Raw genomic sequence first — 16,741 nt, forward strand, 5'->3', positions numbered from 1 at the left:
GAGATAACCATGAGCAAATTTTTTAATGAGCTAATGGAAAGCGTGCAACAGATGAACGAGATCCTACGGGATGAAAGTCAGCCTTCCCCGCGACCTGAAAATATTGAGCCCGGAAACGATCAAGTCACTCGCTCCTTCCTCTCGCGATCGGCAACCAATAAGATCCGACCAAGCCCAACCGGACACCCCGCAATGAACCTCGCCCCCAACTTCCCGGACGACCACGCCATGCAACTGCTCATGCAGTTGCTGCACGAAGAACTCGGTCTGCCCGAACGCAAAACCATCAGCCTCAACACCTCGATCAACTTTGATCTGGGCTGCGAAGGCGCTGATGCTCGGCACCTGATGGAAGCACTGGAAGAACAGTTCGCAATCGACTTCGTCGACTACGACGCCTATCGCTACTTCCAGCCTGAAGGCTTTGATGTGTTTCTCAAGCGACGGGCGAAGGGGCGTGGCGATAAGGTTCCACTGACTATCGAAATGCTTTACCAAGCGATAAAAGCGCAACGCTGGGATACGCGAAAACTGGAAGGGATCAGTTGAGCGCGTAAATGCCATTATTCTGGCCGATTGAAGCCTTTTCAGCTGGAGTAATGGCAGCTGCGCCTCACATCGTCCGAATCGCACCCACAAAAAAGCCGCCCCGAGGGGCGGCTTCTTCATTACCTCAATCCAGCACTTACAACTTTGGACCAGCAGCCTTGATCGCGTCGCTCACTTCGAACTTCTTGAAGTTCTCGATGAACAGGCCGGCCAGTGCTTTGGCGGCTTCGTCGTAGGCGGCTTTGTCGGCCCAGGTGTTGCGTGGGTTCAGCAGGCCAGTCTCAACGCCCGGTACGGCCAGTGGCACGTCGAGGTTGATGGTGTCCAGGTGCTCGGTCTCGGTACCGATCAGAGCGCCGCTCTGGATCGCTGCGATCACTGCGCGGGTGGTCGGGATGTTGAAGCGTTTGCCGACGCCATAGCCACCGCCGGTCCAGCCGGTGTTGACCAGGTAGACCTTGGAGCCGAAGCCGCGGATGCGCTTGATCAGCAGCTCAGCGTATTCGCCGGCCGGACGCGGGAAGAACGGTGCGCCGAAGCAAGTGGAGAAGGTCGACTTGATGCCGCTGCCCGAACCCATTTCAGTCGAACCCACCAGTGCGGTGTAGCCAGACAGGAAGTGGTAAGCCGCTTGCTCTTCGTTGAGGATCGACACTGGCGGCAGCACGCCGGTCAGGTCGCAGGTCAGGAAGATCACAGCGTTCGGCTCGCCACCGAGGTTCTTCTCGGAGCGCTTGGCAACGTGCTCCAGCGGGTAAGCGGCGCGGCTGTTCTGGGTCAGGCTGACATCGGCGTAGTCGGCGTGCTTGGCATCGTCGATAACGACGTTTTCCAATACCGCGCCGTGCTTGATGGCTTTCCAGATAACCGGCTCGTTCTTCTCGGACAGGTCGATGCACTTGGCATAGCAACCGCCTTCGATGTTGAACACCACGCCCTCGCCCCAGGCGTGTTCGTCGTCACCGATCAGGTAACGGCTTTCATCGGCGGACAGGGTGGTTTTGCCGGTGCCGGACAGACCGAAGAACAGGGTCACGTCGCCTTCTTCACCGATGTTGGCGGCGCAGTGCATTGGCAGTACGTCGGCAGCCGGCAGCAGGAAGTTCTGCACCGAGAACATGGCTTTCTTCATTTCGCCGGCGTAACGCATGCCAGCGATCAGCACTTTCTTCTGTGCGAAGTTGATGATCACGCAGCCGTCAGAGTTGGTGCCGTCGCGCTCTGGCACGCACTCGAAGTTGGCAACGTTGAGGACCTGCCACTCGTCACGACCCGCCGGGTTGTACTGAGCCGGGTTGATGAACAGGCAACGGCCGAACAGGTTCTGCCAGGCAGTCTGGGTGGTCATCTTCACGGCCAGGTAATGCTCGGAAGCTGCACCTACATGCACGTGGGAAACGAAATGCTCTTGCGCGTTGTTGAAAGCTTCAACACGGTCCCACAGGGCGTCGAACTTGTCGGCCGGGAACTTGCGGTTGATCGGGCCCCAGGCGATGGCGCCTGTGGTGCTCGGCTCATCAACGATGAAACGATCGACTGGCGAACGGCCGGTACGGTGACCGGTACGAACAACCAGTGCGCCGGTATCGGCAAGCTCGCCTTCACCGCGGTTGAGGGCTTCTTTAACCAGATCATCAACACTCAGATCGGTGTACACGGCATTATTGGCTTGCGTCATGAGGTTCCCCGTCGGCCAGTGGCCGAGTGCTCCAAACGTTTTTGTAGTAGAAAGTCGTGCACTACTACCGCGAAAAAAGTGGGCCGGATTATGCCAGAAAAGCCCAAAAAAAGTAGGCCCCTCCTGTCGTAACGGCATTAATCCGGCGGTAGCCAGTGAATTTACCTGTGCTGAACCGTTTTAGTGACGAGTATCTGACGGCGTCTCGATACCCGCACCGGCGAACAATTGAGTGACATCGGCGGCATCGAACAGGTATTGCTGGTTGCAGAACTGGCAATCGATCTCGATGTTGCCACCGTGCTCAACCACCAGTTTTTGCGCGTCTTCCATACCCAGACTGACCAGTGCATTGGCCGAACGTTCACGCGAGCAGCTGCAGCGGAAACGCAGCTTTTGCACATCGAACAGACGCACCTGCTCATCGTGGTACAGGCGATGCAGCACGGTTTCGTTGTCCAGACTCAACAGCTCATCGGCGGTCAGCGTACCGCCCAGCGTGGTGATGTGCTGCCAGCTGGCGGCGCGCTCGTCTTCGTCTTTCAAACGGTCCGCAGGCAGTTGTTGCAGCAGCAGGCCACGGGCGCGACGGCCATCGGCGTACAGCCAGAAACGCGTGCCGATTTGCTGGGACATGACGAAATAGTTGGTGAAGCATTCGGACAGGGTCTTGCCGTCGAGGTCGACGATGCCCTGGTAGCGCTGGCCCTGTTTCGGGTCGATGGTCAATGCCAGGACACCATCGGGCATCAGGTCGGCCAGGGTGGCATCGGGAGCGATTCGGTCCGCGTCGTAACGGGCCAGGCCACGGATGTCGCGCTCGCTGGAGCACTCGATCATCAGCAGCGGGATCGGGCCTTCGGAACGGGCCTGCAGAATCAGCAAACCATCGAACTTCATGGTGCCGACCAGCAACGAAGCGGCTGCCATCAACTCGCCGAGCAGTTGCGCGACCGGCTGCGGGTAGGCGTGTTTGGCCAGGACTTCGGCGTAGCTGAGCTCCAACGAGACCAGCTCGCCACGGGTGTCGCTGTCATCGAAGATGAAGCGTTGGGTGAAGTCATTATCCGGTAGGTCAGTCATAAGTCTGGGTATCTGAAGTGGTGACAAAAGTGATTACAGAATTCGAGATTGCGCTTTGGCCAAAGCGTCTTGCTGTCTGGTTATGGCTTACAGGCCGGCGACTGTGTGCGCTTTACGACGAATGGCACTGCCAATGGCTCATAAAGGGCAGGCGAATTACCCCATATGGCTACGCGCAAGTACAATTACAAGTCTTTGCCTGTTTGAGTGATCGACGGCCCTGGTCAATCATTCATTGCTGCTACCACGAAACTTGAACAGATCCCGCCGCTGTTTCTTGCTCGGTTTGCCATCGGTGCTCACGCCCAGAGCGCCTGCTTTGCGCTCGGCGGCGGCGTTTTCGCGCTTGGCAATGCTGGCTTCAGTTTCGGCGTACAGCAGCTGCGCCTCCGGTGCGCCACGGCGAACGATCGACAACGCCTGGACCACCACCGTGCGCTCATCGAAACCGGTGCGAATCACAAACTCATCGCCGACGCGTGGCTCTTTACCCGGCTTGCAACGTTCACCCCGACAATGCACCTTGCCGCTTTCAATCGCCGCCTTTGCCAAGGCGCGGGTTTTGTAAAATCGTGCAGCCCACAACCATTTATCGAGGCGGACTTTGTCGTCCTCTTCGTTTTTTTGTGCCATGGAATTTCCTCATTCTGAAATATTGGTGAACTGTACTACCGTTTCTGTCGTGCCAAGAATTACTCCGTCCCGGACTACAATGCTGACATTCCATAACCTCCTTGCGAGGCTGGAAATACGGGCCGTAGATATCTGTCGCCTTTTAACCATTATTCTGCGTGAATACCGCGAATTCGGCCGCATGCGGTCCGAGCGGTTTCTACCGGTTGAGCACTTTTGAAGACATTTGACCATTTGACCGTTGTCGGTCTGCGCGAGTGGGTGGCGCTCCCGGATTTGGGGGTCGCGGGCCTTCGGGCAAAAATCGACACCGGTGCCAGTACCTCAAGCCTCCACGCTACCGAAATCGAGCCATTCGAGCGCGACGGCGAACAGTGGGTGCGCTTCACCGCGCACCTGGGCTCCGTCGTGCAATTGCGTCACCGGCGCTGCGAAGCACCACTGGTGACGATGAAAACCATTAAAAGCTCAAACGGTCACGCGCAGGTGCGATACGTGATCAGCACCACCCTGGCCCTCGGTGACCGGGTCTGGCGGGTCGAGTTCACACTCGCCTGCCGCAAGTCCATGCGTTATCGCCTGCTGCTCGGTTCCAAAGCCCTGATCCACGGCCAGTTGGTGGTCAATCCGGGCATCAAGTATGTACAAGACAAGCCGGTGTTTCCGGTATCTACCTCCTCCACAGGTGTTGCATGAAGATCGCTGTGCTGTCGCGCAATCCGCGTCTGTATTCCACCCGCCGCCTGGTCGAAGCCGGTACCGAGCGTGGCCATGAAATGGTGGTGGTCGACACCTTGCGCGCCTACATGAACATCGCCAGCCACAAGCCACAGATCCACTACCGCGGCAAACCGCTGGAGGGTTTCGATGCGGTGATTCCACGGATCGGTGCGTCCGTGACGTTCTATGGCTGCGCGGTGCTGCGCCAGTTTGAAATGATGGGGGTATTTCCGCTCAACGAATCGGTGGCCATTGCCCGTTCGCGGGACAAGCTGCGCTCGCTGCAATTGCTGTCCCGTCGCGGGATCGGTTTGCCGGTTACCGGGTTTGCCCACTCCCCCGATGACATTCCCGACCTGATCGAAATGGTCAATGGCGCACCGTTGGTGATCAAGGTGCTGGAAGGCACCCAAGGCATCGGCGTGGTGCTGTGCGAAACCGCTACCGCCGCAGAATCGGTAATCGAGGCGTTCATGGGCCTCAAGCAGAACATCATGGTTCAGGAGTACATCAAGGAGGCTGGTGGCGCAGACATTCGTTGCTTCGTCGTCGGCGACAAGGTGATTGCGGCGATGAAGCGCCAGGCCAAACCCGGTGAGTTTCGCTCCAACCTGCATCGCGGTGGCAGCGCGAGCCTGATCAAGATCACTCCGGAAGAACGCATGACGGCGTTACGTGCAGCCAAGGTCATGGGGCTGGCGGTGGCAGGCGTGGACATCCTGCGCTCCAATCACGGGCCGCTGGTGATGGAAGTGAACTCGTCGCCAGGGCTGGAAGGGATCGAGACCACCACTGGCAAGAATGTCGCGGGAATCATCATCGAACATCTGGAGAAAAATGGCGGGCCGAATATGACGCGGACCAAGGGCAAGGGTTAACCCTGGTTTTTGTGGCGGCCGGGAGGCCGCCTTCGCGGGCAAGCCCGCTCCCACAGTGGCCTGGGGTGTACCAGGACTCTGTATCCACTGAAAACCCTGTGGGAGCGGGCTTGCCCGCGAAGGGGCCTTCAGCCCCTCTGCAAAATCCTGTTTTTAAACAGCATCCCGCGGCAACATCAACCCCAACGGCAAGCGCACCCGCGCTTCAAGTCCACCGCCCGAGCGGTTGCGCAGTTCAACGTTGCCGCCATGCATCGAAGCAATCCGCTTCACGATTGCCAATCCCAGCCCCGTACCCTTGCCACCCCGGGCACGGTCACCGCGGGTGAACGGGTTGAAGATCGCTTCCAGTTCCGACGGATCAATACCGGCGCCACGGTCCATGACACTCAGCACTACATACGGTGCGGCGGTGTCACCCGAGACATACGCTGCCACTTCCACACCGCTGCCGGCATGATGCAGCGCGTTACCGATCAGGTTGTTCAGCAACCGTTTCATCGATACCCGACGCAGCGGAAACGGCTGGATAGGCTCCAGACGCAATCGCACTTTTTCTTCGGTCTGGTTATACGGCGCGGCGACTTCGCGAACCAGGTCGCTCAGGTCAACCTCCTCCACCGATTCGTCACGCCCGTCGCGAATGAACGCCAGGAACTGATCGAGAATCGCGTCCATGTCTTCGATGTCGCGCACCATGTCATCGGTCAGGTCGGTGCGATCGCCCATCAGTTCCAGGGACAGGCGCAAGCGTGTCAATGGCGTACGCAAGTCGTGGGATACCCCGGCCAGCATCAACTCGCGCTCTCGACCTGCCTGTTCGACGTCTTCGGCCATCTGGTTGAAGGCGCGGTAAACCTCGGTCATCTCACTCGGCGTATCGCTGATTGGCAGGCGCACGCTGCGACCCTGACCAAGTTGCCGTGCGGCATACACCAGGCGCTTCAACGGTTGATTGAGCTGGCTGACGAAGATCCAGGCCGAAGCGGTGGAAAGCAGACCAATCGCGAGGAACCAGCCCAGCACGTTCCAGATTTTCTGGCCGCGCAACGGATGGGGATAAAGCGGTACTTTCAGCCAGCCATCGCCCAGGCTTGGCGCCCGGACCCACAGCGCCGGTGGCGAATGCATGCGTAACCGGACTTCCGTGTCGGCACCCAGCTCCGCCTGCATCTGCCGCTGGTAGATCTCGCTGTAAGGCCAGTGTTGTTCGCCTTCCGGCACGCCGGCACCCACCACCCGGATCAGGGTCGCGGCTTCGGCGATCTTGCCGCGGTTTTCTTCATCGGCAGCCCAATAGGCGCGCAGCGTCAGGGCGACGCCGTGGCTGTACTGGCGGTCCACCAGCACGTCTTCGTTCATCAGCAGATAAACCAGGGTCAGCGCCTTGGAGAACAGTACGACGATCAGCACCAGCCAAAGGGTGCGGGAGAAGAAGCTCTGGGGGAACCAAACGGGGGTTTTCATGGATAACCGTTAAACACTTGCAGGAGAGAGCGATGCTCGCATATTGCGGTTTGCGAGTCTGCGGACAGGATCGATTGATCCGTTGTCCGCCTGACCCGCTCCTACAAATCGCCAATCACTTGGTGGCGGTACCATCCGGAACAAACACATAACCCACGCCCCAGACAGTCTGGATGTAACGCGGCTTGGACGGATCGGGCTCGATCATCCGGCGCAGACGGGAAATCTGCACATCGATGGAACGCTCCAGGGCATCCCACTCGCGGCCACGCGCCAGGTTCATCAGTTTGTCGCGGGTCAGCGGTTGACGCGCGTTCATCACCAGGGCCTTTAGCACTGCGAATTCACCGGTGGTGAGCATGTGCACTTCTTCGCCGCGCTTGAGTTCGCGGGTAGCCAGGGACAGCTCGTAGTCACCGAAGGTCACGCTTTCGTCTTCGCTGCCCGGGGCGCCAGGCACCGGGGCCGACTGGCGACGCAATACCGCTTTGACGCGGGCCATCAGCTCATCCGGGTTGAACGGCTTGGCCAGGTAATCGTCGGCGCCCAGTTCCAGGCCCTTGATACGGCTCAGCTCATCGCCCTTGGCAGTGAGCATGATGATCGGGATCTGATTGTTCGCGCCGCGCAGACGGCGGCAGGCAGTCAGGCCGTCTTCGCCGGGCAGCATCAGGTCGAGGACGACCAGGTTGAACACTTCGCGCGCCAGCAGGCGGTCCATTTGCTCAGTGTTCGGTACGGCGCGGGCGCGGTAGCCCTTGCTGACGAAAAAACGCTCCAGCAGGCTGCTGAGCCCCGGATCGTCGTCAACGATAAGAATTTTTTCGCCTTCAGCAGTTTGTGCAGTGCTGCTCATTGGATGCTCCTTTGATCTCGGCGCGCATTATGGCGTAGCTGCCGTTATACGCACCGTGTGCATTGTTAGCAGATTTTTCCTTTAGTGCCAGAAAACCGGCCACTGCACCGGCAACCCGTGATGCCCCCGAACGACAGAACGCTGGTTATAATGCGCGGCCTTTTGTGTCAGGCAACATCAGACAGGTACTACAGACAGACGCCATTTATTTTCATGGCATCGGCAGTAATTGTTCGATTTCACGGGTCAACGGGATACCTTTTGATCCAGGTAGCGGCGCAGGCCAGGCCGCTCAACCAGACTCGCCGAGCCCTTATCCTTGCGCCCGCGAGCCTGCTTTCACAATTTGTCAGGTGGTTTTATGGACAGCATCAACAGCCGCATCGCCGAGGAACTCGGCGTACGCCCACAACAGGTCGAAGCGGCCGTCGCGCTACTCGATGAAGGCTCTACCGTTCCCTTCATCGCCCGTTACCGGAAAGAAGTGACCGGCAGCCTCGACGATACGCAATTGCGTCATCTGGAAGAGCGCCTGCGCTACCTGCGAGAACTCGACGAACGGCGCATCAGCATCCTCGCCAGCATCGAAGAACAAGGCAAGCTGACGCCGCAACTCGAACGCGACATCAAGCTCGCCGACACCAAGACCCGTCTCGAAGACTTGTACCTGCCGTACAAGCAGAAGCGCCGCACCAAGGGCCAGATCGCCCTGGAAGCCGGCCTCGGCGAACTGGCCGACGGCCTGTTCAACGACCCGTCCCTGAGCCCGGAAACCGAAGCCGCACGTTTCATCGACGCGGAAAAAGGCGTGGCCGATGTGAAGGCTGCCCTCGAAGGCGCCAAGTACATCCTGATGGAGCGCTTCGCCGAAGACGCCGGCCTGCTGGACAAGCTGCGCAACTACCTCAAGCAGGAAGCCACCCTCAGTGCCCGCGTCATTGCCGGCAAGGAGGAGGAAGGTGCCAAGTTCCGCGATTACTTCGAACACGACGAACCACTGAAAAGCATGCCGTCGCACCGCGCACTGGCGATTTTCCGTGGCCGCAACGAAGGCATCCTCAGCTCCGCGCTGAAAGTCGGTGACGAGCTGCCGGGCACCATGCACCCGTGCGAAGGCATGATCGGCCAGCATGTCGGCATCCAGAACCAGAACCGTGCCGCCGACAAATGGCTGAGCGAAGTGGTGCGCTGGACCTGGAAGGTCAAGCTCTACACCCATCTGGAAACCGACCTGCTGGGCGAACTGCGCGATGGCGCGGAAACCGAAGCGATCAACGTGTTCGCCCACAACCTGCACGACCTGCTGCTGTCGGCCCCGGCCGGCCCACGCGCCACGTTGGGCCTCGACCCGGGCCTGCGTACCGGATGCAAAGTGGCCGTGGTTGATGCCACCGGCAAGCTGCTGGATCACGCCACGGTTTACCCGCACGTGCCGCACAACAAGTGGGACCAGACCATCGCCGTACTCGCCGCCCTGTGCGCCAAGCACTCGGTGGACCTGATCGCCATCGGCAACGGTACCGCCAGCCGCGAAACCGACAAGCTGGCCGCCGAGCTGATCAAGAAATATCCAGCGATGAAAATGACCAAGGTCATGGTTTCCGAGGCCGGTGCATCGGTTTACTCGGCGTCGGAACTGGCTTCCAAGGAATTCCCGGACCTCGACGTGTCGATTCGTGGCGCGGTATCGATTGCCCGTCGTCTGCAAGACCCGTTGGCCGAGCTGGTGAAGATCGATCCGAAATCCATTGGTGTCGGCCAGTACCAGCACGACGTGTCGCAGCTGAAACTGGCCCGTGGCCTGGATGCGGTGGTCGAGGACTGTGTGAACGCCGTCGGCGTGGACGTGAACACCGCTTCCGTGGCGTTGTTGGCGCGCATCTCCGGTCTCAACGCGACCCTGGCGCAGAACATCGTCAGCCACCGCGACGAACATGGCGCGTTCAAGACCCGTGCCGCGCTGAAGAAAGTCGCGCGCCTCGGTGAAAAAACCTTTGAACAGGCTGCCGGATTCCTGCGCGTGATGAACGGCGACAACCCGCTGGATGCCTCCGCGGTACACCCGGAAGCCTACCCACTGGTGCAACGCATCGCCGCCGAGACCGACCGCGACATTCGCTCACTGATCGGCGACAGCGGTTTCCTCAAGCGCCTTGATCCGAAGAAATTCACCGACGAAACCTTCGGTCTTCCGACCGTCACCGACATTCTCCAGGAGCTGGACAAGCCAGGTCGCGACCCGCGTCCCGAGTTCAAGACCGCCGAGTTCCAGGAAGGCGTCGAAGACCTCAAGGACCTGCAACTGGGGATGATCCTCGAAGGCGTGGTGACCAACGTGACCAACTTCGGTGCTTTCGTTGATATCGGCGTGCATCAGGACGGTTTGGTGCATATCTCTGCGCTTTCGGAGAAGTTCATCAAGGACCCACGCGAAGCGGTGAAGGCCGGTGACGTGGTCAAGGTGAAGGTCATGGAAGTCGACATTCCGCGCAAACGCGTGGGCCTGTCGATGCGCATGAGCGATACCCCGGGCGAGAAAATCGACGGCGCTCGCGGCGCGCGTCCGGGGTCGGCGCCACGCCAATCCCAGAACACCGCACCGCGCAAGGAAACCACGGCTGCAGCCCCGAGCAACAACGCCATGGCTTCGCTGTTCGCCAACGCCAAGCAGTTGAAGAAACGCTGATGGACATTCCCGCCGGGCTGACCGAAAGCGCGTTTTTCAAGCTGCTGGGTTGCCGCTTGCACAGCCTGGAAACCGGGGTGGCGCAAGTCGCCCTGGCGCTGGAGCCCGAGCTGCGCAATCGCGGCGGCAAGCTCCACGGCGGGGCCTTGTTCAGCCTGGTGGACATTGCCATGGGGCTGGCCTGTTCCAGCACCCATGGCTTTGACCAGCAGAGCGCGACCATCGAGTGCAAGATCAACTACATCCGCGCCGTATCCGAAGGCGAGGTGATGTGCACGGCGCGGGTGATCCATCCGGGTCGCCGCACCTTGGTGGTCGAGGCTGATGTGATGCAGAGCGACAAACTGGTCGCAAAAGCACAAGGCACGTTCGCTGTCCTGTAGCTAGTCGTCATCAAATTGAGTTAATTTCAGCGCAACGCAAACTGTGGGAGCGGGCTGTGGCGAGGGGGCTTGCCCCCGTTTGAGTGCGTAGCACTCACAAGGTCCTAGTACATCAGAGATTTTGGGGCTGCTTCGCAGCCCAACGGGGGCAAGCCCCCTCGCCACAAGCCCGCTCCCACATTGATTGCGGCGAGTTCCAAAACCAGGCGAAAACGCCAGTTTTAACTTCACCCTTGTAGACCGTCTTGCCCACCCCCATATTGGGGCGACTGACGCGTGAAGGAATCCAACTTGAGCGAACTTCTCAACCGCCGCCTGGCTCTGCTCGGCGAGCGCGCTAACCTCTCTCTGCTCGAACAGTGCCTTCACGGCATCGAACGTGAATGCCTGCGCGTGACCGGCGAAGGTCGCCTGGCGCAAACGCCGCACCCGGAAGAATTGGGTTCCGCGCTGACCAACGAACAGATCACCACCGACTATTCCGAGTCGCTGCTGGAGTTCATCACTCCGGCCCTGCCTGACCCGGCGGATACGCTGGCGAGCCTGGACAGGATTCATCGCTTTGCCTACAGCAAGCTCGGCAACGAGTACCTGTGGAGCCCATCGATGCCGTGCCCGTTGCCGGCCGAGGAAGACATCCCGATCGCCTATTACGGCACATCCAATATCGGGCAGCTCAAGTACGTGTACCGCAAGGGCCTGGCCCTGCGTTACGGCAAGACCATGCAGTGCATTGCCGGTATCCACTACAACTTTTCCCTACCGGAAAAACTCTGGCCGTTGCTCAAGCAGGCCGAAGGTTTTGTCGGCACCGACCGCGATTTTCAGTCGTCGTCCTACATCGCGTTGATCCGCAACTTCCGCCGCTACAGCTGGCTGCTGATGTACCTGTTCGGTGCTTCACCTGCGCTGGACGCCGGATTCCTGCGGGGGCGTTCGCACCAGTTGGAACAACTGGACCCGCAGACTTTGTACCTGCCGTACGCCACCAGCCTGCGCATGAGCGACCTGGGTTACCAGAGCAACGCCCAGGCCGGCCTGACGCCGTGCTACAACGATCTGAACAGCTACACCGACAGCCTGCGCAAAGCGGTGGCCACGCCGTATGCACCGTACGTCGAAGTCGGCACCCACCAGGATGGCGAGTGGGTACAGCTCAACACCAACATCCTGCAGATCGAAAACGAGTACTACTCCAACATCCGTCCGAAACGCGTGACCTACACCGGTGAACGCCCTATCCAGGCGCTGATGGCCCGTGGCATCCAGTACGTCGAAGTACGCTGCCTGGACATCAACCCGTTCCTGCCGATGGGCATCGACCTCACCGAGGCGCGTTTCCTCGATGCATTCCTGCTGTACTGCGCCCTCAATGACAGCCCGCTGCTGACCAACACCAGCTGCGGCAATGCGACCTCGAACTTCCTCAGCGTGGTCAAGGAAGGTCGTCGTCCGGGCCTGCAATTGCAGCGCGACGGCCAGCCGGTTGACCTGAAGGAATGGGCGGGTGAGCTGCTGGAAAAAATCGCACCTCTGGCGGCGTTGCTCGACCAGAGCCATGGCGGCGATGCCCACAGCAAAGCGCTGGATGCCCAGATGGCCAAGGTCCAGGACCCGTCCCTGACGCCGTCGGCGCAGGTGTTGGCGGCGATGGCCGAGCACAAGGAGAGCTTTGCCCAGTTCTCCCTGCGCCAGAGCCAGGCCCATGCCGAGTTCTTCCGCAGTGAGCCGTTGGCAGCCGAGGAACAAACCCGGTTTGAAGAACTGGCACGTTCATCGCTGGCTCAACAGGCTGAGCTGGAACAGAACGAGGTTGGCGATTTCGATGTGTTTGTCGGGGCGTACCAGGCGAGCATTCTGGCGATCAGCAACTAACCGTCAAACACAGGTTCCTGTGTGGGAGCGGGCTTGCTCGCGAATGCAGAGTGTCAGGCGACTTTACTGTGACTGACATACCGCTTTCGCGAGCAAGCCCGCTCCCACAAAGGGAATGATCGGCTGCGCTCCCCCAGAGTTTTCCTCTCATAAGCTCATTCGAAAAAGTTATTTATTTTCGAATTCTTAGATCATTTAGTCTCTTTCTCACGCCGACACTCGGTCGCCTGACAAGGAGCTTTCTGATGAAACTGACTTTCCCTCTACGCTTGCTGGCGGCCGCAACTCTGGCTACCGCGACTTTCTTTGCCCAGGCGGCCGACGTCACCGTCGCCTACCAGACCACCGTTGACCCGGCGAAAGTCGCCCAGGCCGACGGGGCTTACGAAAAGGCCACCAAGGCCGATATCAGCTGGCGCAAATTCGACAACGGTGCCGATATCATCGCCGCCATTGCCTCCGGCGACGTGCAGATCGGCTACCTCGGCTCCAGCCCTCTGACCGCTGCAATCACTCGCAAAGTCCCGGTAGAAACCTTCCTCATCGCCACCCAGATCGGCGCCGCTGAAGCTTTGGTTGCCCGCGATGGTTCCGGGATCAAGACCCCGCAAGACCTGATCGGCAAGAAAATCGCCGTGCCGTTTGTATCCACCGGCCATTACAGCCTGCTCGCTGCACTGAAGCACTGGAACATCGACCCGTCGAAAGTCACCGTTCTCAACCTGGCGCCACCCGCGATCATTGCCGCCTGGAAACGCGGTGACATCGACGCCACTTACGTCTGGGACCCGGCCCTCGGTGTCGCCAAGGAAAACGGCAAAGTGTTGATCACCTCTGGCGAACTGGCCAAGTTCGGCGCTCCGACGTTCGATGCCTGGATCGTGCGCAAGGATTTCGCCGAGAAGCACCCGGAGATCGTCACCGCCTTCGCCAAAGTGACTCTCGATGCCTACGCCGATTACCGCAAAGACCCGCAAGCCTGGCTCGCCAACCAGGGCAACGTCGACAAGCTTGTAAAGCTGTCCGGCGCCAAGGCCAGCGATATTCCGCTGCTGCTGCAAGGCAACGTCTACCCGCTGGCGGCTGACCAGGTGATCACTCTCGGCGCGCCGACGACCAAAGCCATCACCGACACCGCGGCGTTCCTCAAGGAACAAGGCAAGGTCGAGGCTGTGCTGCCGGACTACGCGCCGTACGTCAGCGCCAAGTTCATCACCAACTGATCGGGAGTCAATGCGATGGCCTTGCTACAGCTGGAGCGTATCAGCGCACAGTACCCCGGCAACCCGGAACCGGTGTTGGCGGATATCTCTCTGAGCCTCGGCCCCCGGCAATTGCTGGTCGCCCTCGGCCCGTCCGGCAGTGGCAAGACTTCGCTGTTGAACCTGATTGCCGGTTTCGTCGAGCCCAGCGCCGGGCGTATCAGCCTCGATGGCGTGCCAGTCAAAGGCCCGAGCGCCGAGCGCGGCGTGGTGTTCCAGGACGACGCGCTGTTGCCGTGGCAGGACGTGCTGGCCAATGCCGGTTTCGGCCTGGAGCTGGCCGGCATCGCCCGGGACAAACGCGAAGCTCGCGCCAGGGAAATGCTCGCCCTGGTCGATCTTTCCGGTTTTGAACAGCGCCGCATCTGGCAGCTTTCGGGCGGCCAGAAGCAGCGTGTCGGCCTGGCCCGCGCCCTCGCCGCCGACCCGCGCGTGTTGCTGATGGACGAACCTTTCGGCGCCCTCGACGCCTTCACCCGCGAGCAGATGCAGGAACTGTTGCTGCAAGTCTGGCAACGCACCGCCAAACCGGTGTTCCTGATTACCCACGACATCGAAGAAGCTGTATTCCTCGCCACCGACCTGATTCTGTTGGCGCCGAACCCGGGGCAAATCGTCGAGCGCCTGAGCCTCGATTTCGGTCAGCGTTACGCCGCCGGTGAGTCGGCTCGCTCGATCAAATCCGACCCGCGTTTTATCGAAACCCGCGAACACGTACTCGCTAAAGTCTTCTCCCAACGCAGCGCCGCCCAGCGGCAGGAGCGCGCATGAGCAGTTACGAAATTCCCGTCGCGGCGATAAAACCGGGCTCAGCCGTGATTCCGGTAAATCGCCACTTGAGCACTCGCTGGATCAGTGTCCTGACACTGGCCGCGCTCATTGTCATTTGGTGGGCCGTGACGGCGACCGGTTTGATCGAGCCGCTGTTCCTGCCGCGGCCCTCTGCCGTGCTGCAAAAAGGCTGGCTGCTGGCGACCTCGGGTTATATGGATTCGACCCTGTGGCAGCATCTCGGTGCGAGTCTGGGCCGCATCGGCCTGGGCCTCGGTTTTGCGATTCTCACCGCCGTGCCTGTGGGAATCGCCATCGGCGCCAACCGTATCGCCCGTGGTGTACTCGATCCGCTGATCGAGTTCTACCGACCCATTCCGCCGCTGGCCTACCTGCCACTGATCGTGATCTGGTGCGGCATCGGCGAATTGTCGAAAGTGCTGCTGATCTACCTGGCGATCTTCGCCCCGATTGCCATCGCCACCGCCACCGGCGTGCGCACGGTCGACCCGGCCAAATTGCGTGCCGCGCAGTCCTTGGGTGCCACTCGCGCGCAGTTGATTCGCCACGTGATTTTGCCGAGTGCCTTACCGGACATTCTGACCGGTGTACGCATTGGTCTCGGTGTAGGTTGGTCGACGCTGGTCGCCGCCGAATTGATCGCCGCCACCAGCGGTTTGGGCTTCATGGTGCAATCAGCCGCGCAGTTCCTGGTCACCGATGTGGTGGTGCTGGGGATTCTGGTGATCGCGCTGATCGCCTTCGCGATGGAAATGGGCCTGCGTGCCCTGCAACGCAAACTGGTGCCGTGGCACGGCCAGGCCCACTGAAATCATAAATGTGGGAGCGGGCTTGCTCGCGAATGCAGAGTGTCAGGCAACATTATTGAGACTGACACACCGCTTTCGCGAGCAAGCCCGCTCCCACAAAAAGCGCACCCGAATTCAAGAGAAACGCCATGAGCGAGTTGACCATCACCCCTTTAAGCTCGGCCCTCGGCGCACAAATCAGCGGCGTCGACATCAGCCAGCCGCTGAGCGCGGAACAACGCGATGCCATTGAGCAGGCCCTGCTCAAGCATCAGGTCCTGTTCTTTCGCGACCAGCCGATCACACCGCAGCAACAAGCACGATTCGCCGCCTATTTCGGCGACCTGCACATTCATCCGATCTACCCCAATGTGCCGGAACAACCGCAAGTGCTGATCCTCGATACCGCTGTCACCGACGTGCGCGATAACGCGATCTGGCACACCGACGTGACCTTCCTGCCGACCCCGGCGATGGGCGCGGTGCTCAGCCCCAAGCTGCTGCCCGAATTTGGCGGCGACACATTGTGGGCCAGCGGGATTGCGGCGTACGAAGCTTTGTCGGCACCGATGAAAACCTTGCTCGAAGGGTTGACCGCCACCCACGATTTCACCCGTTCGTTCCCGCTGGAGCGCTATGGCAACACGCCCGAGGCGCTGGCCCAGTGGGAGGAAGCACGGCGCAAGAATCCGCCACTGTCGCACCCGGTGATCCGCACACATCCGCTGAGCGGACGGCGCTCGCTGTTCGTCAACGAAGGCTTCACCTCGAAGATCAACGAATTGTCGGAAACCGAAAGCGAGACGATTCTGAAGTTTCTGTTTGCCCATGCCACACGGCCGGAATTCACCATTCGCTGGCGCTGGCAGCAGGATGACATTGCGTTCTGGGACAACCGCGTGACGCAGCATTACGCGGTGGATGATTACCGCCCGGCGCGGCGGGTGATGCAGCGGGCGACGGTGTTGGGGGATGTGCCGTTTTTTCGTTGAACTCCGAACTCTTTACCGATTGTCCTGACCCCTTCGCGAGCAAGCCCGCTCCCACATGGGATTTGTGTCGACCACCAACCTGTGGGAGCGGGCTTGCCC

Annotated in this window: 15 protein-coding genes; 10 read left to right on the plus strand and 5 right to left on the minus strand. The window is 60.2% G+C overall.

The features are described from left to right. Positions 1–192: 192 nt before the first annotated feature. Positions 193–549, plus strand: a complete 357-nt coding sequence (locus ABIA48_RS13675; RefSeq protein WP_033063114.1) for a DUF1493 family protein — start codon at positions 193–195, stop codon at positions 547–549. A 136-nt stretch (positions 550–685) separates the two neighbouring features. On the opposite strand, the gene ABIA48_RS13680 is transcribed toward ABIA48_RS13675, so the two are convergent. From ABIA48_RS13680 to ABIA48_RS13690, 3 genes are all read right to left on the minus strand, one after another. Further along, positions 686–2,227 carry a phosphoenolpyruvate carboxykinase gene (locus tag ABIA48_RS13680; RefSeq protein ID WP_429489282.1) on the minus strand — a complete coding sequence of 514 codons (1,542 nt, stop codon included), beginning with the start codon at positions 2,225–2,227 and terminating at the stop codon, positions 686–688. 180 nt (positions 2,228–2,407) lie between these two features. Further along, on the minus strand, positions 2,408–3,310 hold the full coding sequence (gene hslO / locus ABIA48_RS13685; protein ID WP_429489284.1) for an Hsp33 family molecular chaperone HslO: 903 nt from the start codon (positions 3,308–3,310) through the stop codon (positions 2,408–2,410). A 228-nt stretch (positions 3,311–3,538) separates the two neighbouring features. Continuing rightward, positions 3,539–3,943, minus strand: a complete 405-nt coding sequence (locus tag ABIA48_RS13690) for an RNA-binding S4 domain-containing protein (protein WP_007983167.1) — start codon at positions 3,941–3,943, stop codon at positions 3,539–3,541. Between the two features lie 234 nt (positions 3,944–4,177). Here ABIA48_RS13690 and ABIA48_RS13695 point away from each other — a divergent pair, with 234 nt between their 5' ends. Together ABIA48_RS13695 and rimK are read left to right on the plus strand one after the other, a co-directional pair. After that, entirely contained in the window at positions 4,178–4,639 is a 462-nt protein-coding gene (locus tag ABIA48_RS13695) for an ATP-dependent zinc protease family protein (RefSeq protein WP_080925313.1), read from the plus strand. Beyond that, on the plus strand, positions 4,636–5,541 hold the full coding sequence (gene rimK / locus ABIA48_RS13700; protein ID WP_007972871.1) for a 30S ribosomal protein S6--L-glutamate ligase: 906 nt from the start codon (positions 4,636–4,638) through the stop codon (positions 5,539–5,541). The genes ABIA48_RS13695 and rimK overlap by 4 nt, the downstream gene beginning before the upstream one ends. 153 nt (positions 5,542–5,694) lie before the next feature. On the opposite strand, the gene ABIA48_RS13705 is transcribed toward rimK, so the two are convergent. Next, entirely contained in the window at positions 5,695–7,008 is a 1,314-nt protein-coding gene (locus ABIA48_RS13705; protein ID WP_007983159.1) for an ATP-binding protein, read from the minus strand. A 115-nt stretch (positions 7,009–7,123) separates the two neighbouring features. Then, positions 7,124–7,864 carry a two-component system response regulator OmpR gene (ompR, locus tag ABIA48_RS13710; protein WP_007983158.1) on the minus strand — a complete coding sequence of 247 codons (741 nt, stop codon included), beginning with the start codon at positions 7,862–7,864 and terminating at the stop codon, positions 7,124–7,126. A 361-nt stretch (positions 7,865–8,225) separates the two neighbouring features. Here ompR and ABIA48_RS13715 point away from each other — a divergent pair, with 361 nt between their 5' ends. The 7 genes from ABIA48_RS13715 to tauD all read left to right on the plus strand — a co-directional run bounded on the left by ABIA48_RS13715 (position 8,226) and on the right by tauD (position 16,642). Continuing rightward, positions 8,226–10,550, plus strand: coding sequence for a Tex family protein (locus ABIA48_RS13715; RefSeq protein ID WP_429489288.1), 2,325 nt, complete (start codon positions 8,226–8,228; stop codon positions 10,548–10,550). Continuing rightward, positions 10,550–10,933, plus strand: coding sequence for a PaaI family thioesterase (locus ABIA48_RS13720; protein WP_429489290.1), 384 nt, complete (start codon positions 10,550–10,552; stop codon positions 10,931–10,933). The genes ABIA48_RS13715 and ABIA48_RS13720 overlap by 1 nt, the downstream gene beginning before the upstream one ends. A 291-nt stretch (positions 10,934–11,224) precedes the next feature. Beyond that, entirely contained in the window at positions 11,225–12,808 is a 1,584-nt protein-coding gene (gene gshA, locus ABIA48_RS13725; protein WP_429489292.1) for a glutamate--cysteine ligase, read from the plus strand. 245 nt (positions 12,809–13,053) lie between these two features. Next, positions 13,054–14,031: a taurine ABC transporter substrate-binding protein gene (tauA, locus tag ABIA48_RS13730; protein WP_204934092.1), complete on the plus strand. Its 978-nt coding sequence runs from the start codon at positions 13,054–13,056 to the stop codon at positions 14,029–14,031. A gap of 15 nt (positions 14,032–14,046) precedes the next feature. Further along, positions 14,047–14,841, plus strand: a complete 795-nt coding sequence (tauB, locus tag ABIA48_RS13735; protein ID WP_429489294.1) for a taurine ABC transporter ATP-binding subunit — start codon at positions 14,047–14,049, stop codon at positions 14,839–14,841. Further along, positions 14,838–15,671 carry a taurine ABC transporter permease TauC gene (gene tauC, locus ABIA48_RS13740; protein ID WP_429489296.1) on the plus strand — a complete coding sequence of 278 codons (834 nt, stop codon included), beginning with the start codon at positions 14,838–14,840 and terminating at the stop codon, positions 15,669–15,671. Before tauB ends, tauC begins: the two co-directional genes overlap by 4 nt. Positions 15,672–15,799: 128 nt before the next feature. After that, entirely contained in the window at positions 15,800–16,642 is an 843-nt protein-coding gene (gene tauD, locus ABIA48_RS13745; protein WP_429489298.1) for a taurine dioxygenase, read from the plus strand. Positions 16,643–16,741: the final 99 nt, after the last annotated feature.

The organism is Pseudomonas sp. S30_BP2TU TE3576, from assembly GCF_050436025.1.
Lineage (GTDB): Bacteria > Pseudomonadota > Gammaproteobacteria > Pseudomonadales > Pseudomonadaceae > Aquipseudomonas.